The following is a 21,964-nucleotide window of genomic DNA, read 5'->3' on the forward strand; positions in this document are numbered from 1 at the left end:
GCGGATGCACACGCCTCACGACACCGACTTCATTTGCCTCGAACATATCAACCACGCCTACGCAATGGGCGCATCTCGCCAGGCCGTGCTGCATGACGTGTCATTGTCCATCCCCGCAGGCCAGAGCTGCGCCATCGTCGGGGCCTCGGGCTCCGGCAAAAGCACGTTGCTCAATCTTATCGGGCTGTTGGATGAACCCACGTCAGGTCGTGTTGTGCTTGAAGGCCAGGACATGACACGCGCAAATGCCGAATCTCGGGCCATTGCGCGCAATCGGATCGTCGGTTTCGTCTTCCAGAGTTTCAATCTGCTGCCTCGGCTCACTGCCCTGGACAACGTGGCGTTGCCTCTTCTGTATCGCGGCATTGCGCAGCAGCAAGCCCGGCAGGCGGCACGCCTGCAACTTGAGCGAGTGGGCCTTGCCGAACGCGGCCATCATTGCCCTGCCGACCTATCCGGTGGGCAGCGCCAGCGCGTTGCAATTGCCCGGGCACTGGTGGGCGCTCCGTCGCTGTTGCTGGCGGATGAACCGACCGGCAACCTGGACAGCAAGACTGCACAGGGCATCATCACCCTGCTCCTTTCGCTCAACCGTAAGTGCGGCGCCACCTTGGTGGTGGTCACCCACGATGGCGGCATTGCCGGTCGCATGGCGCGCTGCATTCAGGTCATCGACGGTCGCGTGGTGGACACTCGGCATGGTTGAACACGTTCTGGATTGCCCGAACCCTGCATGGGCGCCGCAGGGCTACGGCCCTTCCTGGCTGCAGCAGATACGCGAGCCGGTGGCCAATCTTCGCCAATTGGGCCGCCGTGCGGCCTTGGCGCTGCTGGGCATCGCCGTGGGCTGCATGGCTGTGGTTGCGCTGCTGACCATCGGCCACAACGCCCAACAGCAAGCCATGAGCGTTTTTCAAGGCATGGGCAGTGACCTGCTCGTGGCTAACCTGCAACCGCCTGACGACGGCCGCAACACCGCAGGCTCGGCTATCACGGCCTTGCAGGCTGACGCACTGCGTGCGGCCATCCCGGGTATTGCCGCTGCAGCGCCCCTGATCATCGCCAGTGCCGATGCTCGGCTCAAAGGCCATGCGCTGAGTACGACGCTATTGGGCAGTAACGCTGAGCTGCACCGGGTGCTGGATCTACAACTGGCTGAGGGGCGATCGCTGAGCCGATTCGACGCCAGGAACACCCATGCCGTGCTGGGTGCCAACGTAGCCGCCGCGTGGGAACGCCTTGGTCTCGCTGCCAAGCCGGGGGATCGCGTTCAAATCGGCGGCTATCTGTTTCAGGTCATCGGCACCCTGCGGCCCGCCGGCCAGAACCCATTGCTTCCTGTACCGATGGACGACGCTATCTTGCTATCCATTGGCAGCATGCGGCGCATCATCCCCGCCCCGCAGATCACCAGCGTGCTGGCGCGCAGCCCGAACAGTGCATCACTGGCACGGCTCGCACCGGCCTTGCAGCAATGGCTGGCCACTCAAGTGCCGGGCTACGGGGTCGATGTGCAGATTCCCCGGCAGCTGCTTGAAGGCATGGCCAAACAATCACGGCTTTTCTCCTGGCTGCTCGCCGGCCTGGGCAGTATCGCGCTGCTGGTCGGCGGCATCGGCGTCATGAACGTTATGGTGATGAACGTCGCTGAGCGGCGCCGGGAAATCGGTGTACGCATGGCGCTGGGCGCTCGCCCCAAAGACATTGCCCTGTTGTTTCTACTCGAGGCGGTGGTTCTGGCAGCCAGCGGCGCATGCCTGGGTACCGTGGCAGGCCTGATCGCAGCGTGGGTTTTCGTTCACTTTTCAGGGGGGCTACCGTTCGCATGGTCGCCCACTGCGGTGCCGCTGGGTGTCGGCAGCGCCCTCGCGGCCGGGCTGTTCTTCGGCTTATCACCGGCGATGGCGGCCGCACGCCTTGCCCCGGTACAGGCGCTGCGGGATGCCTAGAACGCCCATGCTGCTCGCGCTCACCCTGGCGGTGCCTATGGGAGCACTGGCTGGCACCGCAACGCTGTTGCAGCCGTCCCAGGCCACTCGGCCAGGTGCGCCCCCGCCGGCGGTGTCTGTTTCACTCAACGACCAAGCCATTGCGATGTCGCTCAGCGACGCCATCTACCTGGCACTGCGCGACAACCGTGTGATCCGCAGCGCTTACCTGAACCGAATCGCGCAGAAATTCGACCTGCGCGTTGCCGAAGATCGATTCACGCCCAAACTGGTGCTCAGCGGCAGCTACTTGGCCGACCGGAGCACGCAGGACCAATATCGGCAAGGCACGGTCAACCCACAAGCACTCTGGCTGACGCCCTACGGCACCCGTGTGAGCCTGGGCTGGGCATATCGTCATACACAAGCAGGCCAGGCCGGGCCCTCCTGGCATGATGGGGCAGATATCTCGCTCATCCAACCGCTGATGCGAGGCGCAGGTGAGGACATGGCGACCGCGCCGGTACGCCTGGCGCGCCTGTTGGAGCAAGCCAACCGGCTCACGCTCAAAGCGACGGTGTCCCAGACCATCACCCAGGTGATCACCTCTTATCGGGCGCTGCTACAAGCCCAGGAGCAGTTGAGAATCGCTCGGGAGTCGTTGGAGCGCGCACGCCAACTGATGGAGGTCAACCACGCCATGATCAAGGCAGGGCGCATGGCCGAGTTCGAAATCGTGCAAACCCAGGCCGATGTCGCCACCCAAGAGCTGGCCTATGAAGAGTCGCGCAATCAGCTCGATACGGCGCGGCTGGCGCTGTTGCAGTTGCTTGCCCTTGATCTTCATACACCCCTCGTAGCGACCGAGGCCCTTAAGGCCCAGCGGGTGAATGTGGATGCCGAGCAGGCCCTGGCTCAGGCCCAAGCGTCTCAACCGGCCTACCTGGCACAACTGATCGCCAGCGAACAGGCCGACATCACTATGAAAGTGGCAAGCAATGACCGCCTATGGGATGTATCGCTGATTGCCGGTGCGAGCCAGATCCGCGATCGCAACGCCTATGCGGGCTCGGCACGCGCCTGGGAAAACTATGCCGGGGTGCAAGTGGAAATCCCCCTCGGCGACCTAGGCGCACGGCAGGCTCAAGTGCAGGCCGAGGTCAATCTGCGTATCCAGGCAATCCAACTGGCGCAGGCCCGCCAGCAGCTGAAGCAGGATGTAACGAACGCTGTGCGGGCTATCGACAGCCGCTGGCGGCAGTACGAAATCGCTCAGCGTGCACGTGACCTTTCCCGCCGCAAGCTGAGCCTTGAGCGTGAAAAACTAACCGTGGGGCGCTCCAGCAACTTCCAGGTCCTGAGCTTCGAGAACGATCTGCGCAATGTCGAGAATGCGCGCATCAATGCCTTGATCAGCTACCTCAATGCACAGGCGGAGCTGGACCAGACCTTGGGCACCACCTTGCAAAGCTGGGACATAACGCTCAATGGCTAGACATCCCCTGCCAGGCCACCTGCTGGCTTACGCCCGCCGCCACCGGTGGGCTCTGGGCATACCGCTGGGTGCCGTGGCCGTGTTTTGGGCATTCGGCCTTGCCGGGGCCTCAGCGCCGTCACCGGCCGAACACGCGCGCTGGGTGCGGCTTCAACCCCAGCGGATCGAGCAGCAGCTGGGGCTTGTAGGGCGCATCCAGGCCGCGCACCAGCAAACGCTCTCAGCCCCGTTCGAGGGCGTGATTCGCGACGTGCTGGTGCAAGAAGGCCAGGCCGTAGCTGCTGGTCAACCGCTGTTGCGCCTTGATCCGGCGCAGATCCAGATCCAGCTACGCCAGGCGCAGGCCGAGCTGCTCAGAGCTCAACGAGAAGCCCATCAGCTCCGCCACTGGGACAACAGCCCGGAGGTCGCCCGCTCACGGCGCGCCGTGCACGCAGCCGATTCGGCATTGCAGGGGGCCCAGGCCAACCTGCGTGATACGCAAGCGCTGTTCGAGCGCGGCATCGTCGCGCGCATGGAAGTCGATACCCTCGCCCAGCAGGTCCAAACGCTACAGCAGGCGCTGATCAGCGCTCAGCAGGAGTTAAGCACCCTTGCCGCCCGTGGCACCGGCGAGGAGCGGCACATTGCCGAGATGGAGCTGGCCAACGCACAGGCACGCCATGAGGCGCTGAGGCGGCAGAGCGAACGGCAAGTACTCAACGCCCCCTTTGCAGGCGTTGTCATTCGGCCGGCGGTGCAAGACGCCAGCAAGGCCACCTTCGCCCAGCCGGGTTTGCAGGTGGCCCAAGGCACACCCTTGGTGTCGGTGATCGGGTTGAGTCGCATGCAGGTACTGACCCAAGTTGAAGAAGCTGACCTGCACCAGTTGCATGAACAGATGCAGGTGCACATCACCGGTGAGGGTTTTGCCGGGCAAACCCTGACGGGGCGGATCACCAGGATCGCCGTGCAGGGTAACGCCAGCGATGCGCCGGGCGCCGCTGCGCACTATGACGTGGTGGTCTCGGTCGATGCGCTGCCCGCAGCGGCGGCCCGGCAGGTCAGGCTGGGCATGAGCGCCCGGCTGGCCGTGATCCTGTATCAGAAAGATCATGGCATCGTGGTGCCGCCTGAGGCGTTGGAAACCGGCGATGAAGGCGCCACCTACATCCTGTATCGCAAAACCCTTGGCGCTGCGCCCGTGAAAAGGCGCGTCGAAACCGGCCGGGCGATCGCCCAAGGGGTGGAAATACTGGGCGTGCAAGCGGGTTATATGCGGGTGCCTGACTAGCTGATGGCGTGGCCAGAGGCACTGCCTCCGGCCCCCTTTTGTATTGTGCGCCGCTCACAAACGCTATACTTGCGCCCCGCCCTTTCGCAATGATGGCCGTAGACCCGTGACCCTTACCGCATCACCCTCGGCAGGCCCCAGCCGACGCTTTTCCGTTGCCCCCATGATGGACTGGACAGACCGCCACTGCCGTCACTTCCATCGCATCCTGAGCCGCAATGCCCTGCTCTACACCGAGATGGTCACCACCGGTGCGCTGCTGCATGGCGAGGCTGCCCGGCACCTGCGCTATAACGAAAGCGAGCACCCTTTGGCACTTCAACTGGGCGGCAGTGATCCGCAGGCGCTTGCAGCCTGCGCGCGGATGGCCGAGCAGGCGGGTTACGATGAGGTGAACCTGAACGTCGGTTGCCCCAGCGACCGGGTGCAGAACAACATGATCGGCGCCTGCTTAATGGCCCACCCTGCGTTGGTGGCCGATTGCGTAAAAGCCATGCTCGACGCGGTGCAAGTGCCGGTGACGGTCAAGCACCGCATCGGCATCAATGGGCGCGACAGCTATGCAGCGTTATGCGATTTTGTCGGCCAGGTGCGTGAAGCAGGCTGCCGCAGTTTCACGGTGCATGCACGCATTGCCATTCTCGAAGGCTTGTCGCCGAAGGAGAACCGTGAGGTGCCGCCGCTGCGTTACGAGGTGGTGGCTCAGCTGAAACAGGATTTCCCGGAGCTTGAGATCGTACTCAACGGCGGCATCAAGACCCTGGCCGAATGCACCAACCACCTGGCCACCTTCGATGGCGTGATGCTAGGCCGTGAGGCCTACCAGAACCCCTACCTGCTGGCACAGGTGGATGCAGCCTTGTTCGCTCACGAGGGGCCTGCGATCACCCGCGCCGAAGCGATGGCGCAGATGCGCCCCTACATCCAGGCTCACATTGCCGAAGGCGGGGTGATGCACCATGTCACCCGCCATATGCTGGGCCTGGCCCAGAGTTTTCCCGGGGCACGGCGGTTTCGCCAGTTGCTCTCGGTAGATGTGCACAAGGCTGCCGACCCATTGGAGGTCTACGACCAGGCTGCGCAACTGCTGGACGGCCGTTGAACATCTGCACTGCCAGGGCACTCCAACGGCTTATCTTCAAGGTAGCGCTGCCCGGGTCATTGAGGCCCTGTGCGGCGCTGGGTTAATGTCGCAATTCCCAAAGGATCGAGAACGCTCATGACTTCCAAGCTGGAACAACTCAAGGCCTTCACCACGGTAGTCGCCGACACCGGTGACCTGGACGCAATCAAGCGCCTCAAGCCGCAGGACGCTACCACCAACCCATCACTGCTGCTCAAGGCCGCCTCGCTGCCAGGCTATGCCGAGCTGCTCAAGCGAGTCATCGACGGTTCCAAGGGTGATGTGCAACTGGCCAGCGACCACTTGGCGGTCGCCGTGGGCGGCGAGATCCTCAAGGCGATTCCCGGCCGAATCTCCACGGAAGTGGACGCCCGCCTGTCGTTCGACAGCCAGGCGATGCTGCGCAAAGCCAACACGCTGATCGATCTGTACGAGAAAAATGGCGTGAGCAAGGATCGCGTACTGATCAAGCTGGCCTCGACCTGGGAAGGTATCCGCACCGCTGAGCAGCTGGAAAAGGACGGCATCCAGTGCAACCTGACCCTGCTGTTCTCTTTCGCCCAAGCCGCCGCCTGTGCCGACGCCGGCGTGTTCCTCATCTCGCCATTCGTGGGGCGCATCTACGACTGGTACAAAAAAGCCAACAACACCGATTACACCGGTGTTGAAGACCCAGGCGTGCAGTCGGTTACCCGTATCTACGACTATTACAAGACTCACGACTACAAAACCGTGGTAATGGGTGCGAGCTTTCGCAACACCAGCCAGATCGAACACCTGGCCGGTTGCGACCGCCTGACCATCAGCCCTGACCTGCTCGACAAGCTCGCTGCCGACGAAGGCAAGCTGGAGCGGGCGCTGTCGCCTAACCACAACGGCGAGCCGAAGTTGGCTATGGACGAGCCCACCTTCCGTTGGCTGAACAACGAAGACGCCATGGCAACCGAGAAGCTGGCCGAGGGCATTCGCCAATTTGCTCGTGATCAGGAAAAGCTTGAGAAATTGATCAGCGAATACAAAGGCTGAACAAAACGCGACGAAAAAAGGGCGGCCTGTCAAGGCCGCCCTTTTTTATGCCCGGTTCACTCAACTACGCTCTAGCGCATTGACCAGATCGTGGAAAGCCTCACGGTTGGACTCATTCAGGCCCATGAGGATCTTGTGCGCCTCCAGCACCTTGGATTTGACAACGTCTTCGTCCTGATCTTGGGACGGCAGGTCAGTCAGGCAGTCTGGGCACGGAATCGGCGTTTCGACGATGTTGAACACCTGGTCGAAACCCATGGACTGCAACAAGCGGGTGATGTCTTCGTGAGTAGTCACCACGGTTGGCAAAAGCCCAACCTTCTGCCGCGACAGAATCGATAGCTTGGCCAGCAGGCCCAAGGTGGTGCTGTCGACACTGCGCGTTTCCGTCAGGTCGATGACGATGGCCGTGAAGTCCAACGCGGTGAAGATCTTTTCGATCGTTGCATCCAGCGCCGAACACAACGTCAGCCGCACTTCGCCAATGAACTTCAGAACGAAAGTGCCACTTTGCTCGGCGAACTGGATTCTACCGGTACTCATTCAAAATTCCTGCTCAGCACCATGAGCGCGATATCATCCGGCATCTCGCCCAAGGTGGCCAATCCAAACTTTCGGCGTAAGCCATCCAGGCTGCCACCAGCGGCCGAGACGATCTCCGGCAGCGCTGCTTCTTTGTCTTTGAGCGTATCCCCTGGCAAAAGATCCAGGATGCCATCAGAGAACATCGTCAGGCTGAAACGCTCGGGAATATCCATCATCAGGTCGGTGTAGCTGGCCTCTTCGAACAAGCCCACAGGCAAGCCACGGCCTTGAAGATACTGCGCCTGCCCTTCAGTGTAGAGCACCGGCAGCGGCAGGTGGCCACCAATGCTGTAAGTCAAGGTGCCGGCCTGTTGATCGATCACACCGCCAACCATGGTCACATGCTTGCCGAGCTTGCAGTTAAGCAGCCCGCGATTGATATGCGAGAGCACTTGCGAGGGCTTGAAGTCGGGCAGTACCCCGCCTCGCCTGGATTCGAACATCAACCGTGTGGTCATGAACTTGAGCAGCACCGTCACGAACGCCGACGATGCGCCGTGGCCGGACACGTCGGCCAGGTAAAACGCCAGGCGGTGCTCGTCGACCCTGAAGCAATCGACGAAATCGCCTGAGAGGTAAAGCGACGGAATGATCTGGTGCTCGAAACGATAGCCATCGGAAACCCAAGGGTTGACCGGCAACATGTTCATTTGCACTTGGCGCCCGGCATTCTGGTCTTCCTGCAGCAGGTGCAGGCTCGCTTCCAGTTCACGATTGGCGGTTTCGAGCTTTTCCCGGTAGCGCATGTTTTCACGCACCAGGCGGGAGCGATCGAGCGCGCGTGCGACGGAGTGCTCCAGCACTGCCAGGTCTTCAAGCGGCTTGATGAGGTAATCTGCCGCACCCAACCGCAGCGCCTCTACCGCATCGCTCATCACGCCGGCGCCGGAAAGTACGATGACAGGGGTCTCCTGCGACTGTTCGTTGACCTTGCGAATCAGCTCCAGCCCGCCCATTTGCGGCATGCGCAAATCGCAGATGATCAGGTCTGGGCGGCTGGCTTCGAACACGTCGAGCCCCTGCAGGCCATTGTTGGCTTGCAGCACACTAAAACCGCTGTCTTCGAGGTAGGCAGCAAGGCTTGCGCGCACGACCTCGTCGTCGTCAATCAGAAGCAGCGTTGCACTGGTGTTGGGCATGTGGGCAAACGGCGCCGGAGCAATAGGGTTGGCTGAAGAAAGGTGGGCCTGGGCAAAACTCGCCGAGTGGTTTGGCGCCAGGATTCCCGAACGGGTCCGGGCTACCCTTCAAGGCGCTGACGGTACTCCCATCCGAGGGCCGTTTCAAGCATGCGCCGATGGTCGCCGGCCGACTTTACAGCCCAAATGACGCAGAGTTATAAGAGCCCAGTGGCAAAAACCCATTTTCAGGACGACCGTATGAGCCGATTAGATTTTTCCGAAAAACGCGACTTCATCCGCATGGCCATGGACGCCGAAGTCACTTTGAGTGCCTTGGGTGGCAAGCACACCGGGATCTGCCGCGACCTGTCGAGTAACGGCATGCAGGTCGAAACCCGCTGCCATGTGCCAGTTGGCGAGATGCTGGAAGTGCTGGTGCCTTCCCGCCACCCCGAGCTTGCCGACCTCAATGCCCTGTGCGAGGTGATCCGGGCCGATCAGTCCCAGCAACCCGGCCAATGGCTGCTCGGGCTGCGTATCCGCGAGATGGACGGCATCAAGATCGCCTGACCCCGCCCTGCCGCCAGCCTCCTTTGGGTTTGCGGCAGGGCCACCGGTCAGAAGTCGTCTTCGACCTGGCCGTCCTTGACCTTGAACTCCCGGTTCTGCAAGTAGGCATTGCGCAGGAAGGTGTACTTGTCGCCGCTGATCAGCTTTTCGGCCGGAAGCAGGCTGGCGCGGGTGTCGACCATGCCTATACCGAAAATCGTGTTGCGGGTGGGCACGTGATCGATGTAGCGGTAGGGATAGGTGTAGGTGTCGGGGTATTTGCCGAACGCATCACGCACGGTGCTGGGCCCCAGCAGCGGGAGCATTACGTAAGGGCCCGACGGAACACCCCAATAACCCAGGGTCTGCCCGAAATCCTCGTCGCTGCGCTGCAGCCCCATCTTCGTACCTACATCGAAAAAGCCCGCGAGCCCGAAAGTGGTATTGAAGATCAACCGGGCGACGTCCTTGCCGGCAGCGGCAGGCTTGGCCTGCAGCAGGTTGTTGGCCAGGTTGGTGACGTCGCCGACGTTGCTGAACATGTTGTGCACGCCATCCTGCAGAAACTGCGGGGTGACGTACTGGTAGCCCTTGGCGAGCGGCTTGAGGGTCCAGGCGTCGACCGTGTCGTTGAAACGGAACACGGCGCGGTTCACGCCTTCCCAGGGGTCGCTATCGGCGGCCTGGGCAGCCAGCGGTGCCAGGGCAAGGCCCATGGCCAGGCATGCACAGCCCCAATGGGCGAAGTGGCGCGCGCGGTCGTTGCGCATGAACTCTCTCCTCGAAGCGGCCCAAGGCCGGGTGGCGGCGTAAAAACCGGCCTAGTATAGGGGTTGAGCCGCGGCACTTGCCAGAACCTTTCGGGCAGCGGCGCGGTCCATGGATGTGCCTGCTTTTGAAGGAGAAAACGTTATGCCTGTGCGCGAACTGCAAGCCCAACTGACGGCCTTGCGCGATGAACTGGAACAGCACCCGCCGCTGTCGCTGGAGGAGCGTGAGCACCTTCACGAACTGATGGCGCAGGTCGAAGCCCGTATCGAGTTGGAAAACGCCACCCAGCAACCCGACAGCCTAACCGACGGGCTGAACCTGGCGGTTGAGCGGCTGGAAGTGGAGTACCCCAGGGTTGCCGGGGTGCTGCGCAATATCGTGCAACACCTTGGCAACATTGGCGTATAACCCTGCTACTGCCGCGCTAGCCGCGCGTTGGTCACCTGCAACGCGTGGGTGCTGCGGTAGGGGTTGATGTCCAGCCCGCCGCGGCGTACGTAGCGTGCGTAAACCGTTAGCCGTTCAGGCGCCAGCAGCTTGGCCAGGTCAACGAAGACCCGCTCCACGCATTGCTCATGGAAATCCGAGTGCTGGCGAAAGCTCACCAGGTAGCGCAGCAGGCTGGCAGGCTCGAGGGTTTTACCCTTGTAGTCGACCACCACCGAACCCCAATCCGGCTGGCCAGTTACCGGGCAGTTGGATTTGAGCAAGTGGCTGTGCAGGATGGTTTCACTCTGCCCCGCCCCAGCCTCCAACAAGCCCATGCCAGGCTCGGCGTAGCGGTCGATCTGCACATCGAGGTCATCGATGCACTGGCCGGGCAGTTGCATTACCCCTTCAGCCTGGGCCTGCGCCAGTGTTTTCAGGCGAACCTGCACGGGCGCACCGGCAGCCGCGGACAAATCCCGCTCCAGGCACTGCTGCACGGCAGCCCAATCGTTGAAGGGGGTTTGATTCAGGGAGTTCAGATACAGCTTGAATGACTTGGATTCGATGATATTCGGGGAGTCGGCCGGAATCGCGAACTCACCGACGGCTACCACCGGCTTGCCTGAAGGCAGCAGCCAAGAGAGCTCGTAACAGTTCCAGTAATCCACGCCCTGATACGGCAAGGTGCTGGCAGTCAGGCCCAGCTCGGCCCATTTGCCCGCGCGAGGGATGGGGAAAAGCAGGCTGGGGGTATAGACCGCGATGTATTCGCTGGCCTTGCCCAGCGGGGAGTGTTCGGCGTGCATGAGAAAACCTGATTGAAAAAACCCGGCTATTGTACCGCCCCGGCGTAGGTAGAATAGGCCCGCGTGACCCAACGGACATCCCCATGAAACTGCTGCTCGTCGAAGACCAGGCCCGCACCGGCCATTACCTGCGCCAGGGCTTGTCCGAGGCCGGCTTCACCGTGGAATGGGCCAACGAAGGCCTGGGGGGCGAGCAGCTGGCGCTGTCGGGTGAGCATGCGCTGCTGATCCTGGATGTGATGCTGCCTGGCCGAAGCGGTTGGGACATCGTCAAAAGCGTACGCGCCGCAGGCCTGGCCACGCCTGTGCTGTTCCTCACCGCCCGCGATGCCGTCGCCGACCGCGTGCAGGGTTTGGAGCTGGGCGCCGACGACTACCTGGTCAAGCCCTTTGCGTTTTCCGAGCTGCTGGCACGGGTGCGCACCCTCCTGCGCCGGGGCGCTGCACCCGCGCAAGAGACCCTGCTGGCAGCAGCCGACCTTCGCCTGGACCGCCTGCGCCGCCGTGCCGAGCGCGCCGGCCAACGGCTGGACCTCACCGCCCGCGAGTTCGCGCTGCTGGAATTACTGCTGCGTCGCCAGGGTGAGGTGCTGCCCAAATCGCTGATCGCTTCACAGGTCTGGGACATGAATTTCGACAGCGACAGCAACGTGATCGAGGTCGCCATCCGCCGCTTGCGCGCCAAAGTCGACGACGCCTTTCCCGAACGGCTTATCCACACCGTTCGGGGCATGGGTTATGTACTCGAAGCCCGAGGCCAGTGATGCGCCAGCCCCTGAGCAACCGGTTGGGATTGCTGTTTGCGGCCTGTACGGCATCGGTGTCGTTGCTGGCCGGCGTGTTGTTCACCCGGGCCAGCGAAACGCACTTTCTCGAACTGGACGAGCAACTGCTCAGCAGCCGGCTCCAAGCACTTGAACCGGTGCTGTCGGGCACGCATTCAGGCACGCTGGTGCAATCCCGCTCGCGCCTGCAAGCCGCGTTGGGCCATCAGGGCGACCTCAGCCTGCGAGTTCTAGGCCCCAGCGGCGAGCATTGGTTCGATGACCGGCCCGACCTTCCCGAGGCTGCGCCCTCGATCAGGTTGCAGCGGGTGCAGAGCGACGGCGTCGACTATCGGGTGCTGCAGCAGCCCGTGGGCACTGACGGCGCCACAGCCCAGTTGTGGCTCGACATCACCCACCACCAACACTTCTTGGCACGGGTACAGCAATTGATCTGGTTGACCATGGCGCTCTCCGCGCTGGCGACCGCCCTGCTCGGCGCGTGGGCCGCACGGCGGGGGCTGCGCCCGCTGCGGCGCATGGGCGAAGTGGCGGCTGGGGTTTCAGCGCAGTCGCTGACCACGCGCCTGCCCGAGCACGCCTTGCCGGCAGAGCTCGCCGAAGTCGCCAGTGCCTTCAACGCCATGCTGGGGCGCCTGGAAGGCGCCTTCGAGCGGCTGTCGGGCTTCAGTGCCGACATCGCCCATGAGCTGCGCACGCCCCTATCCAACCTGCTTACCCACACCCAGGTGACCCTTAGCCAGCCAAGGGCGCTGGCCGAGTACCGTGAGGCGCTGCATGGCAACCTCGAGGAGTTGCAGCACCTGGCGCAACTGGTCAACGACATGCTGTTGCTGGCCAAGGCAGACAACGGCTTGTTGCCCACTCAAGCCGAGCCGCTGGCCCTGGAAGCGGAAGCCGATGCCTTGGTCGAGTATTACGCGCTGCTGGCTGAGGACGCCGGTGTGCAACTGCGCCGAACGGGCCATGGCCAAGCGCGGGCGGACCGCATGCTGTTGCGCCGCGCATTGTCGAACCTGCTGGACAATGCCCTGCGTTTCACCCCTGAAGGCGGAAGCATCGTAGTGGATGTGGCAGACGGGCGGATGAGCGTGAGTAACAGCGGCGCGCCGATCTCACCTGAGCACTGCCACCGGGTGTTCGACCGGTTTTACCGTGCCGACACCGCCCGCAACGAGGGCGGCGCCGAGCATGCGGGCCTGGGGTTGGCGATCGCACGCTCGATTCTGCGTGCTCACGGTGGCGAGCTCGAGTGCGTGCCCTGGGCAGGCGGCGCCCGCTTCGAGCTCCGCTTGCCGCCTCACTCGTAACGCAGCGCCTGGGCAGGCTCTACCTGTGCGGCACGCCAGGCCGGGTACAAGGTTGCCAGAAAGCTCATCACCAGCCCCGCAAAGCAGATCATGCCCACATCGCTCCATTGCAGCTCGGAAGGCAAGTTGCTGATGAAATACACGTCGGAGGTAAAGATGTGCTGCCCGCTCACCCGCTCGAGCCAGCCGACGATCTGGCTGACATTGAGCGCGGCAACCACTCCGAGCACACCGCCGACCAGCGTGCCGACAACTCCGATCAGAGAGCCCTGCACCACGAAGATCCCCAGGATCTGCCGGGGCGTGGCGCCGATAGTGCGCAGGATGGCGATGTCAGTGCCTTTGTCGTTCACCACCATCACCAGCGTGGCGATGATGTTGAACGCCGCCACTGCGACGATCATCAGCAACAGCAGGCCGATCATGGTCTTTTCCATCTTCATGGCGGCGAACAGGCTGCCTTGGGTGTGCGTCCAGTCGTCTGGGCGGTATTGGGGGCCCAGCCCTTGGGCCACTTGTTTGGCCACCTCCGGCGCCATCCACAGGTCGCGCACTTTGAGCCGTACGCTCTGCACCTGGTTCGGCGCCCAGTGCTGAAGGCTGGCGGCATCCTGCACGTTGATCAGGGCCAGGGTGCTGTCTAGCTCGGCGCCCACCCGGAAGATGCCTACCACGGTCAGGCGCTGCAGCCGCGGGGTGATGCCACCGGGCGCACTGCTGACCTCTGGCACGATCAGGGTGATGTTGTCGCCCGGTGCCAGGCGAAAGCGCCGGGCGGTGATGTCACCGATGACCACGCCGAACTCGCCCGGCTTGAGCGCTTGCAGATCGCCGGCGACGATGTGCGACGCGGCGATCGATACCTTGCTCTCCTCACCGGGCTCGATGCCGCTGACCTGGATCGGCTGCATCGCGCCTTTGTAGGAAAACATGCCGTCGAGCTGGGTGAATGGCACCGCTGCCTGCACTTCAGGGTTCTTCAACGCGGCGGCGGCCACCGGTTTCCAGTCGTCGAGCGGCGTGGTCGCCCCCACCGTGGCGTGAGGCACCATGCCGAGGATGCGTGAACTCATTTCGCGCTGAAAGCCGTTCATGACCGACAGCACCACGATCATCGCGAGCACGCCCAGCGCCAAGCCGATCATCGAAGTCATGGAAATGAACGAGATGAAGTGGTTGCGCCGCTTGGCGCGGGTATAGCGAGCGCCGATGAAGAAGATCAAGGGTCTGAACATGAATGCCTCGGGATCAGAGCGGGACCAGGTGGCCGTCGTCAAGCTTGAGCGTGCGGTCCATTTGCCCCGCCAGCGCCGGATCGTGGGTAACGACCAGGAAGGCGGTTTGCAGCGACTGGCTCAGTTCCAGCATCAACTCCTGGATACCTTGGGCAGTGTGCTGGTCGAGGTTCCCGGTGGGCTCATCGAGCATCACCAGCCCAGGGCGGTTCACCAAGGCGCGGGCGATCGCCACACGCTGGCGCTCGCCGCCGGAAAGCTCCGCCGGCTTGTGCGCCAGGCGATGGCCCAGGCCTACTCGCTCCAGCAGCGCCGTGGCGCGCTGGCGGGCTTCGGGAATGGCCACCTTGCCGATCAAAAGCGGCATGCAGACGTTTTCCAGCGCGGTGAATTCGGGCAACAGATGATGAAACTGGTACACGAAGCCCAAGGCGCGGTTACGCAGCAGGCCACGGTCGCGCTCGTTCAGTGCCGAGAGCTCCTCGCCCGCCAGCCAGACGCTCCCGCGGGTGGGGGTATCGAGGCCGCCCAGCAGGTTCAGCAAGGTACTTTTGCCCGAGCCGGAGCTGCCGACGATGGCCACTCGCTCGCCGGCACGCAGCTCCAGTTGCAGGTTGTGCAGCACCGTCACCGACGCCGGGCCCTCGTCGTAGGATTTGCCCAGGTTGCGGCAACTCAGCACGGCTTTATCGTTCATGCGTGGCTCACTCATAGCGAAGCGCCTCTGCCGGTTGCGTGCGCGCTGCGCGCCAGGCCGGGTAGAGGGTGGCGAAGAAACTCAGCACCAACGCCGCGCCACAGACCAGGTAGACATCCTGGGCCATGACTTGCGAAGGGATGTAGTCGATGAAGTAGACGTCCGGGTTGAGGAATTTATGCCCGATCAGGTGCTCGAGGCCGGCAATGGCGCTGCTGACGTTGAGCGCGGCGAGAATGCCCAGCACGGCCCCTGCAGCCACGCCCACCACGCCGATCACCGTGCCCTGCACCATGAACACGCCCATTATCTGCCGGGGCGTCATGCCCAGTGTGCGCAGGATGGCAATGTCGCCGCGCTTGTCGTTGACCACCATCACCAGGGTCGAAATGATGTTGAACGCCGCCACCGCCACGATCAGCAGCAACAGCAGGCCGATCATGTTCTTCTCCATGCGGATGGCCTGGTAGAGGTTGCCGTGGGTGCGGGTCCAGTCGCGGGCGTAGTAGTCGCCCTGCAGCTGCGAGGCCAGCTTCGACGCCAGCCTGGGGGCCTGGAACAGGTCGTCGAACTTCAGGCGGATACCCTGCACCTGGCCAGGCTTCCAGCGATGGAGGCGGCCCAGGTCTTCGAGGTTGGTGACGCCCAGGTAGCCGTCGATCTCGCCGGCCCCGACGTGGAAGATGCCGGTGACGGTAAAGCGTTTCATGCGCGGGAACACACCGGCTGGGGTGATCGCCACCTCCGGAGCGACGAAGGTGACCTTGTCACCCACCTTGACCCCCAGCTTGCTGGCGGCCTTGTCACCGATCATGATGCCGAACTCCCCTGGGGCCAGATCGCTCAGCTTACCCTCGCGAATAAAGGCATCGATGATCGAAACCTTATCTTCCAGGCCAGGCTCTATACCGTTGAGCAGCACTTTCTGTACCTGCCCGTCGTGGGTGAGCAGGCCCTGCATCTGGGTGAAGGGCGCCACCGCAGCCACCTGCGGATTGGCCTGCACCTTGTTCGCCAGGGCCTGCCAGTCGTCGATGGGCGTAGGAGATTCGATGGTGGCGTGCGGGACCATGCCAAGCACGCGGGTACGCATTTCGCGATCGAAGCCGTTCATCACCGACAGCACGACGATCATGACCACCACGCCCAGGGCGAGGCCGATCATGGAAGTCAGGGAAATGAACGACACGAAGTGGTTGCGACGCTTGGCGCGGGTGTAGCGAGCGCCGATGTAAACGAAAAGAGGTCTGAACATGTAAGGGCTTGTTCGCAGTGGTAGAGGTCGCCCGTGTGGCGTGGCTGCCCGCGCGATCTTACACTCGGACCATCACTGCCAGATTGGGTTCGCCATGCAGACGACAGACGACGCGGAACGCCGCGAATACTACCGCATCAGTGACCGGGTCGCACTGGAAATCACCCCCCATGAAACAGGTTTAACTCCTTCGGCCGAAGAGGCTTCGCGCCAGGCGCCGCTGTTCGCCATGCTGTGCGAGCTGCACCTGTCGGACTTCGAATCGCAACACCTGCTGCGCCAGGTCGGCGAAGGCAACCGTGCGCTGGCCGCCTTCCTGCGCGCGCAGAACAAACGTATCGACCTGCTCACCCAAGTGATGGCGCAATCGATACTGGGCAGCATCGGCGAACCTCAACCGGTAGTGCTGTCGGAAGCGGGCCTGGAATTCAGCTACCCGCGGCCCTTGGCCGAAGCCAGCACGCTGGATGTCAGGATGGCGTTGATGCCCCAGGCACTGGGGGTCATGTTGCGCGCCCGCGTGGTGCGCTGCGACGCCAATGCCGCAGGAAGCTTCGATGTGGGCGTCGAGTTCGAGAACTCTACCGATGCACAGCGCCAATTACTGGCGCGCTATGTCTTGCAGCATCAGGCCGCCGAGCGTAGAAAGCTCAACGAGACCCAGGCGCTTCAGGCCACCTCTTGAGCGCTGCCCTTCCCTCCCGCGACAAGGACTGATCGTGACCCTTCTCTACGGCCACCGGGGCGCCAAAGGCGAAGCCCCTGAGAATACCCTCGCCAGCTTCCAGCAGTGCCTGAGCCACGGCGTAACGCGCTGCGAGCTCGACCTGCATCTGTCGCGCGACGGCGAACTGATGGTAATCCACGACCCGACGCTGCAGCGCACCACAGAACGCCGCGGCAAAGTGGCCGCCTACACCGCCGCCGAGCTGAACACGATGGACGCACGCAAAGGCGGGCCAGGCTGGCGCAGCCCCTGCCCGATCCCGACGCTTGAGCAGCTGTTCGAGGCCTGCCCATTCGAGCATTGGCAGTTGGAAGTCAAAAGTGCGTCTCGGGTGCGGGCTACCACCACCGTGCTGGCGATTCGCGAAATGGCCCAGCGCCACGGCCTGCTGGGCAAAGTGACCATCACCTCAAGCTCGCGTGTGGTCTTGCGCGCGGCCCAGGAGCTGGTGCCGGACATCAGCCGCGGCCTGGTCGCCGAATACGCGTGGCTCGACCCTTTGAAAGTCGCCCAAAGCTACGGCTGCGAGCTGTTGGCATTGAACTGGACGCTGTGCACGCCAGAGCGCCTGCACAAGGCCCAGCGCCAGGGGCTGCATGTGTCGGTGTGGACCGTGAACGAGCCAGCGCTGATGCGCCGGCTCGCCGATTTCGGCGCAGACAGCCTGATCACAGACTTTCCCGGTTTGGCCAGCGCCACCCTCGGGAATCGCTGAGGGGCCCCTCTCCGGCTGGCTCAGGCCGCCAGCCGGAGCCGCTCAAAAAAGCCGGTTGAGCCCGTCGTATGCGGCCACCCGATAGGCTTCGGCCATGGTCGGGTAGTTGAAGGTCGTGTTGACGAAGTACTTGAGCGTGTTCTGCTCACCCGGCTGGTTCATGATCGCCTGGCCGATGTGCACGATCTCCGATGCCTGGTCGCCGAAGCAGTGCACGCCAAGCACCTCCAGGGTTTCGCGGTGGAAGAGGATCTTCAGCATGCCCACCGGCTCATCGGAGATCTGCGCGCGCGCCATACCCTTGAAGAACGCCTTGCCCACTTCGTAGGGCACTTTGGCCTGGGTCAGCTCACTCTCGTTCTTGCCCAGCGAACTGATCTCCGGGATGGTGTAGATGCCGGTCGGCACATCGTTGACGAAACGCCAGCTGCCGTTCTCTACAATGCTACCCGAGGCCGAGCGGCCCTGGTCGTACGCCGCACTGGCCAGGCTCGGCCAGCCGATCACATCGCCAGCCCCGTAAATGTTCGGGACACTGGTGCGGTAAGCCTCGTCGACGTCGATCTGGCCGCGGCTGTTGGTCTTCACGCCGATGTTCTCAAGGCCGAGGCGGTCGGTATTGCCGGTGCGGCCGTTACACCAGAGCAAGGCATCGCCCTTGATCTTCTTGCCGGATTTCAGGTGCAGCACCACGCCGTGCTCCATGCCCTCGACCCGCTCGTACTCCTCGGTGTGGCGCACCATCACGTTGTTGTTGCTGAAGTGGTAGCTCAGGGCCTGGGAGATTTCCGAATCCAGGAAGCTGAGCAACTGGTCACGGGTGTCGACCAGCTCCACCAGCACGCCAAGGCCGCTGAAGATCGAGGCGTATTCGCAGCCGATCACCCCGGCGCCATAGATGATGATCTTGCGTGGAGTGTGAGTCAGGCCAAGGATGGTATCGCTGTCGTAGATGCGGTCGTGTGTGAAGTCGATATCGACGGGGCGATAAGGGCGCGAGCCGGTGGCGATGACGATCTGGTTGGCAACCAGGCGCTCCTGCGCGCCGTTGGCGCAGACCACGCTGACGGTCTGCTCGTCCTCGAAGCTGCCGGTGCCGAAGAACACATCGACCCGGTTGCGCGCATAGTAGCTGGTACGCGAGGCCACCTGCTTGGCGATCACCCGCTCGGCGCTGCGCAGCACATCGGGAAACGAGAACCAGCGAGGCTCGCCGATGGCGCGGAACATCGGGTTGGTGTTGAACTGGATGATCTGCTTGACCGAATGGCGCAACGCCTTGGACGGAATGGTACCCAGGTGGGTGCAGTTGCCGCCGACCTGGCGGCGGCTGTCGACCATGGCGACCTTGCGCCCGGCCTTGGCGGCGTTCATGGCCGCGCCCTCACCTGCCGGGCCTGAACCCAGCACCACTACGTCGTAGTTATAGACAGCCATGCGTACTCCTCAGAACAGGCCCTGGCGCGCGGTTTGCGCCGGGCTTCACATGCCACGGGCGGCATTCAATTAAAGCTGGCTTGTGCATTTTAATGAACAGCGATTGACGCGCACATTAACCCTTGGTCGACAGAAATGCCATTTCTACCTGCGACAACACGCCACGGGATTGTGCTTCAGGCCTCATGGCAGAGCACCGCCGAACGGATTGCGCTTGCTCGTCGAGCGCTATACACATATCGTTACAATTACCGTCGATCAGCGTTGTCGCAAACGCGCCGTCGCAAACGCGCGTAAACGCGCACCGGCCTATCGGGCCGTCTGGTTCAGGGATCCGAGCCTGCCAAATAACTACAAACAAGGTGCATTCATGGCCTCTACCACCGGCAAGGGCAAAGCGATCTTTCGCGTTGTCAGCGGCAACTTCCTCGAAATGTTCGACTTCATGGTGTATGGCTACTACGCCACCGCCATTGCCAAGGCGTTCTTCCCCTCCGACGATGCATTCGCCTCGCTGATGCTTTCACTGGCCACCTTCGGGGCTGGCTTTCTCATGCGCCCGCTGGGTGCGATCTTTCTCGGGGCCTACATCGACAAGCATGGCCGCCGCCAAGGCCTGATCGTGACACTGGCGATGATGGCTGCCGGTACGTTGCTGATCGCGCTGGTACCCGGGTATGCGACCTTGGGCGTCGCTGCACCGCTGTTGGTGCTGTTTGGCCGCTTGCTCCAGGGCTTCTCCGCGGGCGTAGAGCTGGGCGGTGTGTCGGTTTACCTCTCGGAGATCGCCACGCCGGGCCGCAAAGGTTTCTTCGTCAGCTGGCAGTCGGCCAGCCAACAAGTGGCCGTGGTGTTCGCCGGCCTGCTGGGCGTGGCGCTGAATCACTGGCTCACCCCCGAAGACATGACCCATTGGGGCTGGCGTGTACCGTTTTTGGTCGGCTGCGCCATCGTCCCGGCGATTTTCATCATTCGCCGTTCGCTGGAAGAAACGCCAGAGTTCGAAGCGCGTACCCATCGCCCAAGCTTCTCGCAAGTGATGCGGTCGATCGGCCAGAACTTCGGCCTGGTGATCGCCGGGATGGCCATGGTCGTGATGACCACCGTGTCGTTCTACCTGATCACTGCCTATACCCCGACCTTCGGCAAGACCGTGCTCCACCTGACCGACCTGGACGCGCTGCTGGTGACCGTGTGCGTGGGTATCTCCAACTTCATCTGGCTGCCTGTGATGGGTGCGGTGTCCGACCGCATCGGCCGCAAGCCGCTGCTGTTGACCACTACCATCCTGGCGATCCTGACCGCCTACCCGCTGTTGTCCTGGCTGACCAGCTCGCCGAGCTTCGGCCACTTGTTGATGGTCGAGCTGTGGCTGTCGTTCCTCTATGGTTCCTACAACGGCGCGATGGTAGTAGCACTGACCGAGGTGATGCCGCGTGACGTGCGCACCACCGGCTTCTCGCTGGCCTACAGCCTGGCGACGGCAACCTTCGGTGGGTTCACCCCAGCGGCCTGCACCTGGCTGATCCACACCCTGGCCAACGATGCAGCACCGGGCCTGTGGCTCAGCGGTGCCGCGGTGATGGGGTTGATCGCGACCCTGGTGCTGTTCCGCGGCAACCGCCACCAGCTGCGCATGAGCGACCCTGCCAACGCATAAGCCTCACAAGCGGCCGATAACACCACTGCCAGTCAGCTTCGCTGCCTGGCAGTGGTGCTTTTGCGGGCCGCAACATCTACCGGCCAGCGCCGGCCACACAACTCCCTTGCCAATGCAATGAAATTGCGCAGCGGCGGCAACTGGTTGAAGCCACGGCACACCAGCGTGATTGGAGCCTGCAGCCGTGGCCGTGCATCGGCAATGGGGCAGTACACGACGCTGCCTTTGTGCACATCCCGCATCGAGGCGGGCACGATGGACACCCCCGCCCCCGCCGCGACCAGGCTGACGTTGGTCAGCATGCGCTCCACCTCGAAGGCGATCCGCGGGTTGAAGCCAGCGTGCTGGCATGCCTTGATCAAATTGGCGTACATACCCGGCGCACCGGGCCTGCGCACCAGAATGAAATCCTCCTCGGCCAGGGCCTTCAGCGAAATCGCCGGAGCGTCTTCACCGGGCGCGTACCCGTCGATCAACCGGTGGCCCAGCGGCAGGGTCAGCAGCATTTCTTCATTGAGCAAACGGTGGAACTCGATGCCAGGGTGTTGGCTCACCGGGGCCCGCAGGATGCCCACCTCCACCGTGCCCTCAATGGCAGCGTCGGTGAGCGCTTGCGCGCTGCCTTCCCTGAGCGAGACCGCCACCCCCGCAAAGCGCTCACGGTACGCACGGATGATTCGCGGGATCAACGGGTGGGCCGCTGCAGAGCTGGTCAACCCCACGGCCAACTGGCCTTCGATGCCTTGGGCGGCGCGCGCCGCCTTCCGCGCGCCCTCTTCCACACGGGCGAGGATCCCGCGCGCCTCATTGAGGAACACCTCACCGCCCGCCGTCAGGTCCACGCCCTTGGGGTGGCGCTTGAACAGCTTGAAGCCCAGTTCGTCTTCCAGCGCGCGGATCTGCTGGCTCAAGGGCGGCTGCTGGATATTGAGCCGTGCAGCAGCCCGGGTGAAATGCCGCTCCTCGGCCACCATCACGAAATAACGCAGATGACGCAGCTCCATGGTGAACAATCCTGCAACAAGGTTTTAAGATGG

General features: G+C 63.0%; 22 protein-coding genes. 13 read left to right on the forward strand and 9 right to left on the reverse strand.

All coding sequences use genetic code 11. The features are described from left to right. Window positions 1–4: 4 nt before the first annotated feature. The 6 genes from F474_RS04960 to tal all read left to right on the forward strand — a co-directional run bounded on the left by F474_RS04960 (window position 5) and on the right by tal (window position 6,845). The gene (locus F474_RS04960) at window positions 5–706 is read left to right on the forward strand and encodes an ABC transporter ATP-binding protein (protein WP_097083654.1); all 702 of its coding nucleotides are present in this window, start codon (window positions 5–7) and stop codon (window positions 704–706) included. Continuing rightward, complete coding sequence (locus F474_RS04965) at window positions 699–1,949, forward strand: ABC transporter permease (RefSeq protein WP_097083653.1); 1,251 nt, start codon at window positions 699–701, stop codon at window positions 1,947–1,949. Before F474_RS04960 ends, F474_RS04965 begins: the two co-directional genes overlap by 8 nt. Then, window positions 1,942–3,423: a TolC family protein gene (locus F474_RS04970; protein ID WP_097083652.1), complete on the forward strand. Its 1,482-nt coding sequence runs from the start codon at window positions 1,942–1,944 to the stop codon at window positions 3,421–3,423. The genes F474_RS04965 and F474_RS04970 overlap by 8 nt, the downstream gene beginning before the upstream one ends. Beyond that, window positions 3,416–4,696: an efflux RND transporter periplasmic adaptor subunit gene (locus F474_RS04975; protein ID WP_097083651.1), complete on the forward strand. Its 1,281-nt coding sequence runs from the start codon at window positions 3,416–3,418 to the stop codon at window positions 4,694–4,696. Before F474_RS04970 ends, F474_RS04975 begins: the two co-directional genes overlap by 8 nt. Window positions 4,697–4,802: 106 nt before the next feature. After that, entirely contained in the window at window positions 4,803–5,798 is a 996-nt protein-coding gene (gene dusA, locus F474_RS04980; protein ID WP_256577660.1) for a tRNA dihydrouridine(20/20a) synthase DusA, read from the forward strand. 117 nt (window positions 5,799–5,915) lie between these two features. Continuing rightward, window positions 5,916–6,845 (forward strand): transaldolase, encoded by a 930-nt coding sequence (tal, locus tag F474_RS04985; RefSeq protein ID WP_097083649.1) that lies wholly within the window; start codon window positions 5,916–5,918, stop codon window positions 6,843–6,845. A 60-nt stretch (window positions 6,846–6,905) separates the two neighbouring features. On the opposite strand, the gene rssC is transcribed toward tal, so the two are convergent. Both rssC and rssB read right to left on the reverse strand, forming a co-directional pair. After that, on the reverse strand, window positions 6,906–7,388 hold the full coding sequence (rssC, locus tag F474_RS04990; protein ID WP_097083648.1) for an anti-sigma factor antagonist RssC: 483 nt from the start codon (window positions 7,386–7,388) through the stop codon (window positions 6,906–6,908). After that, window positions 7,385–8,569: a two-component system response regulator RssB gene (gene rssB / locus F474_RS04995; protein ID WP_097083647.1), complete on the reverse strand. Its 1,185-nt coding sequence runs from the start codon at window positions 8,567–8,569 to the stop codon at window positions 7,385–7,387. Before rssB ends, rssC begins: the two co-directional genes overlap by 4 nt. A 240-nt stretch (window positions 8,570–8,809) precedes the next feature. On the opposite strand from rssB, the gene F474_RS05000 reads away from it, so the two are divergent. Further along, window positions 8,810–9,121 (forward strand): PilZ domain-containing protein, encoded by a 312-nt coding sequence (locus F474_RS05000; protein WP_097083646.1) that lies wholly within the window; start codon window positions 8,810–8,812, stop codon window positions 9,119–9,121. Between the two features lie 47 nt (window positions 9,122–9,168). Here the strand turns inward: F474_RS05000 and F474_RS05005 are convergent, their stop codons facing one another. Next, window positions 9,169–9,816 carry a VacJ family lipoprotein gene (locus tag F474_RS05005; protein ID WP_256577690.1) on the reverse strand — a complete coding sequence of 216 codons (648 nt, stop codon included), beginning with the start codon at window positions 9,814–9,816 and terminating at the stop codon, window positions 9,169–9,171. 196 nt (window positions 9,817–10,012) lie between these two features. Here F474_RS05005 and F474_RS05010 point away from each other — a divergent pair, with 196 nt between their 5' ends. Further along, on the forward strand, window positions 10,013–10,279 hold the full coding sequence (locus F474_RS05010; RefSeq protein WP_097083644.1) for a DUF4404 family protein: 267 nt from the start codon (window positions 10,013–10,015) through the stop codon (window positions 10,277–10,279). Window positions 10,280–10,284: 5 nt separating this feature from the next. On the opposite strand, the gene queF is transcribed toward F474_RS05010, so the two are convergent. Next, the gene (queF, locus tag F474_RS05015; protein WP_097083643.1) at window positions 10,285–11,106 is read right to left on the reverse strand and encodes an NADPH-dependent 7-cyano-7-deazaguanine reductase QueF; all 822 of its coding nucleotides are present in this window, start codon (window positions 11,104–11,106) and stop codon (window positions 10,285–10,287) included. Between the two features lie 83 nt (window positions 11,107–11,189). Between queF and F474_RS05020 the strand changes: the two genes are divergently transcribed. Together F474_RS05020 and F474_RS05025 are read left to right on the forward strand one after the other, a co-directional pair. Further along, window positions 11,190–11,870 (forward strand): heavy metal response regulator transcription factor, encoded by a 681-nt coding sequence (locus F474_RS05020; RefSeq protein WP_097083642.1) that lies wholly within the window; start codon window positions 11,190–11,192, stop codon window positions 11,868–11,870. Then, on the forward strand, window positions 11,870–13,201 hold the full coding sequence (locus F474_RS05025; RefSeq protein ID WP_097083641.1) for a heavy metal sensor histidine kinase: 1,332 nt from the start codon (window positions 11,870–11,872) through the stop codon (window positions 13,199–13,201). The genes F474_RS05020 and F474_RS05025 overlap by 1 nt, the downstream gene beginning before the upstream one ends. On the opposite strand, the gene F474_RS05030 is transcribed toward F474_RS05025, so the two are convergent. The 3 genes from F474_RS05030 to F474_RS05040 are packed head-to-tail and all read right to left on the reverse strand — an operon-like array spanning window position 13,192 to window position 16,388. Then, window positions 13,192–14,436 carry a lipoprotein-releasing ABC transporter permease subunit gene (locus F474_RS05030; protein ID WP_097083640.1) on the reverse strand — a complete coding sequence of 415 codons (1,245 nt, stop codon included), beginning with the start codon at window positions 14,434–14,436 and terminating at the stop codon, window positions 13,192–13,194. The genes F474_RS05025 and F474_RS05030 overlap by 10 nt on opposite strands. Window positions 14,437–14,449: 13 nt before the next feature. After that, entirely contained in the window at window positions 14,450–15,133 is a 684-nt protein-coding gene (gene lolD / locus F474_RS05035) for a lipoprotein-releasing ABC transporter ATP-binding protein LolD (RefSeq protein WP_176510711.1), read from the reverse strand. Between the two features lie 7 nt (window positions 15,134–15,140). Further along, window positions 15,141–16,388: a lipoprotein-releasing ABC transporter permease subunit gene (locus F474_RS05040; protein ID WP_097083638.1), complete on the reverse strand. Its 1,248-nt coding sequence runs from the start codon at window positions 16,386–16,388 to the stop codon at window positions 15,141–15,143. Window positions 16,389–16,482: 94 nt separating this feature from the next. On the opposite strand from F474_RS05040, the gene F474_RS05045 reads away from it, so the two are divergent. Both F474_RS05045 and F474_RS05050 read left to right on the forward strand, forming a co-directional pair. After that, window positions 16,483–17,073 carry a PilZ domain-containing protein gene (locus F474_RS05045; RefSeq protein WP_097083637.1) on the forward strand — a complete coding sequence of 197 codons (591 nt, stop codon included), beginning with the start codon at window positions 16,483–16,485 and terminating at the stop codon, window positions 17,071–17,073. A 34-nt stretch (window positions 17,074–17,107) separates the two neighbouring features. After that, window positions 17,108–17,830 (forward strand): glycerophosphodiester phosphodiesterase, encoded by a 723-nt coding sequence (locus F474_RS05050; protein WP_097083636.1) that lies wholly within the window; start codon window positions 17,108–17,110, stop codon window positions 17,828–17,830. A gap of 42 nt (window positions 17,831–17,872) precedes the next feature. Here the strand turns inward: F474_RS05050 and sthA are convergent, their stop codons facing one another. Next, window positions 17,873–19,267, reverse strand: a complete 1,395-nt coding sequence (gene sthA / locus F474_RS05055) for a Si-specific NAD(P)(+) transhydrogenase (protein ID WP_097083635.1) — start codon at window positions 19,265–19,267, stop codon at window positions 17,873–17,875. A gap of 370 nt (window positions 19,268–19,637) precedes the next feature. Here sthA and F474_RS05060 point away from each other — a divergent pair, with 370 nt between their 5' ends. Continuing rightward, window positions 19,638–20,927, forward strand: coding sequence for an MFS transporter (locus tag F474_RS05060; RefSeq protein ID WP_097083634.1), 1,290 nt, complete (start codon window positions 19,638–19,640; stop codon window positions 20,925–20,927). Between the two features lie 32 nt (window positions 20,928–20,959). Here the strand turns inward: F474_RS05060 and F474_RS05065 are convergent, their stop codons facing one another. Beyond that, on the reverse strand, window positions 20,960–21,931 hold the full coding sequence (locus F474_RS05065) for a LysR family transcriptional regulator (protein ID WP_097083633.1): 972 nt from the start codon (window positions 21,929–21,931) through the stop codon (window positions 20,960–20,962). Window positions 21,932–21,964 lie beyond the last annotated feature (33 nt).

The sequence above is a fragment of the Pseudomonas sp. URIL14HWK12:I12 genome (assembly GCF_003097135.1).
Classification (GTDB): domain Bacteria; phylum Pseudomonadota; class Gammaproteobacteria; order Pseudomonadales; family Pseudomonadaceae; genus Aquipseudomonas.

What these genes read in the sequence shown, in the direction of transcription:
- F474_RS04960 (WP_097083654.1), top strand. Translation starts at nt 5, where the DNA reads ATGCACACGCCTCACGACACCGACTTCATTTGCCTCGAACATATCAAC.
- F474_RS04965 (WP_097083653.1), top strand. Translation starts at nt 699, where the DNA reads ATGGTTGAACACGTTCTGGATTGCCCGAACCCTGCATGGGCGCCGCAG.
- F474_RS04970 (WP_097083652.1), top strand. Translation starts at nt 1,942, where the DNA reads ATGCCTAGAACGCCCATGCTGCTCGCGCTCACCCTGGCGGTGCCTATG.
- F474_RS04975 (WP_097083651.1), top strand. Translation starts at nt 3,416, where the DNA reads ATGGCTAGACATCCCCTGCCAGGCCACCTGCTGGCTTACGCCCGCCGC.
- tal (WP_097083649.1), top strand. Translation starts at nt 5,916, where the DNA reads ATGACTTCCAAGCTGGAACAACTCAAGGCCTTCACCACGGTAGTCGCC.
- rssC (WP_097083648.1), bottom strand. Translation starts at nt 7,388, where the DNA reads ATGAGTACCGGTAGAATCCAGTTCGCCGAGCAAAGTGGCACTTTCGTT.
- rssB (WP_097083647.1), bottom strand. Translation starts at nt 8,569, where the DNA reads ATGCCCAACACCAGTGCAACGCTGCTTCTGATTGACGACGACGAGGTC.
- F474_RS05000 (WP_097083646.1), top strand. Translation starts at nt 8,810, where the DNA reads ATGAGCCGATTAGATTTTTCCGAAAAACGCGACTTCATCCGCATGGCC.
- F474_RS05005 (WP_256577690.1), bottom strand. Translation starts at nt 9,816, where the DNA reads ATGGGCCTTGCCCTGGCACCGCTGGCTGCCCAGGCCGCCGATAGCGAC.
- F474_RS05010 (WP_097083644.1), top strand. Translation starts at nt 10,013, where the DNA reads ATGCCTGTGCGCGAACTGCAAGCCCAACTGACGGCCTTGCGCGATGAA.
- queF (WP_097083643.1), bottom strand. Translation starts at nt 11,106, where the DNA reads ATGCACGCCGAACACTCCCCGCTGGGCAAGGCCAGCGAATACATCGCG.
- F474_RS05020 (WP_097083642.1), top strand. Translation starts at nt 11,190, where the DNA reads ATGAAACTGCTGCTCGTCGAAGACCAGGCCCGCACCGGCCATTACCTG.
- F474_RS05025 (WP_097083641.1), top strand. Translation starts at nt 11,870, where the DNA reads ATGCGCCAGCCCCTGAGCAACCGGTTGGGATTGCTGTTTGCGGCCTGT.
- F474_RS05030 (WP_097083640.1), bottom strand. Translation starts at nt 14,436, where the DNA reads ATGTTCAGACCCTTGATCTTCTTCATCGGCGCTCGCTATACCCGCGCC.
- lolD (WP_176510711.1), bottom strand. Translation starts at nt 15,133, where the DNA reads ATGAACGATAAAGCCGTGCTGAGTTGCCGCAACCTGGGCAAATCCTAC.
- F474_RS05040 (WP_097083638.1), bottom strand. Translation starts at nt 16,388, where the DNA reads ATGTTCAGACCTCTTTTCGTTTACATCGGCGCTCGCTACACCCGCGCC.
- F474_RS05045 (WP_097083637.1), top strand. Translation starts at nt 16,483, where the DNA reads ATGCAGACGACAGACGACGCGGAACGCCGCGAATACTACCGCATCAGT.
- sthA (WP_097083635.1), bottom strand. Translation starts at nt 19,267, where the DNA reads ATGGCTGTCTATAACTACGACGTAGTGGTGCTGGGTTCAGGCCCGGCA.
- F474_RS05060 (WP_097083634.1), top strand. Translation starts at nt 19,638, where the DNA reads ATGGCCTCTACCACCGGCAAGGGCAAAGCGATCTTTCGCGTTGTCAGC.
- F474_RS05065 (WP_097083633.1), bottom strand. Translation starts at nt 21,931, where the DNA reads ATGGAGCTGCGTCATCTGCGTTATTTCGTGATGGTGGCCGAGGAGCGG.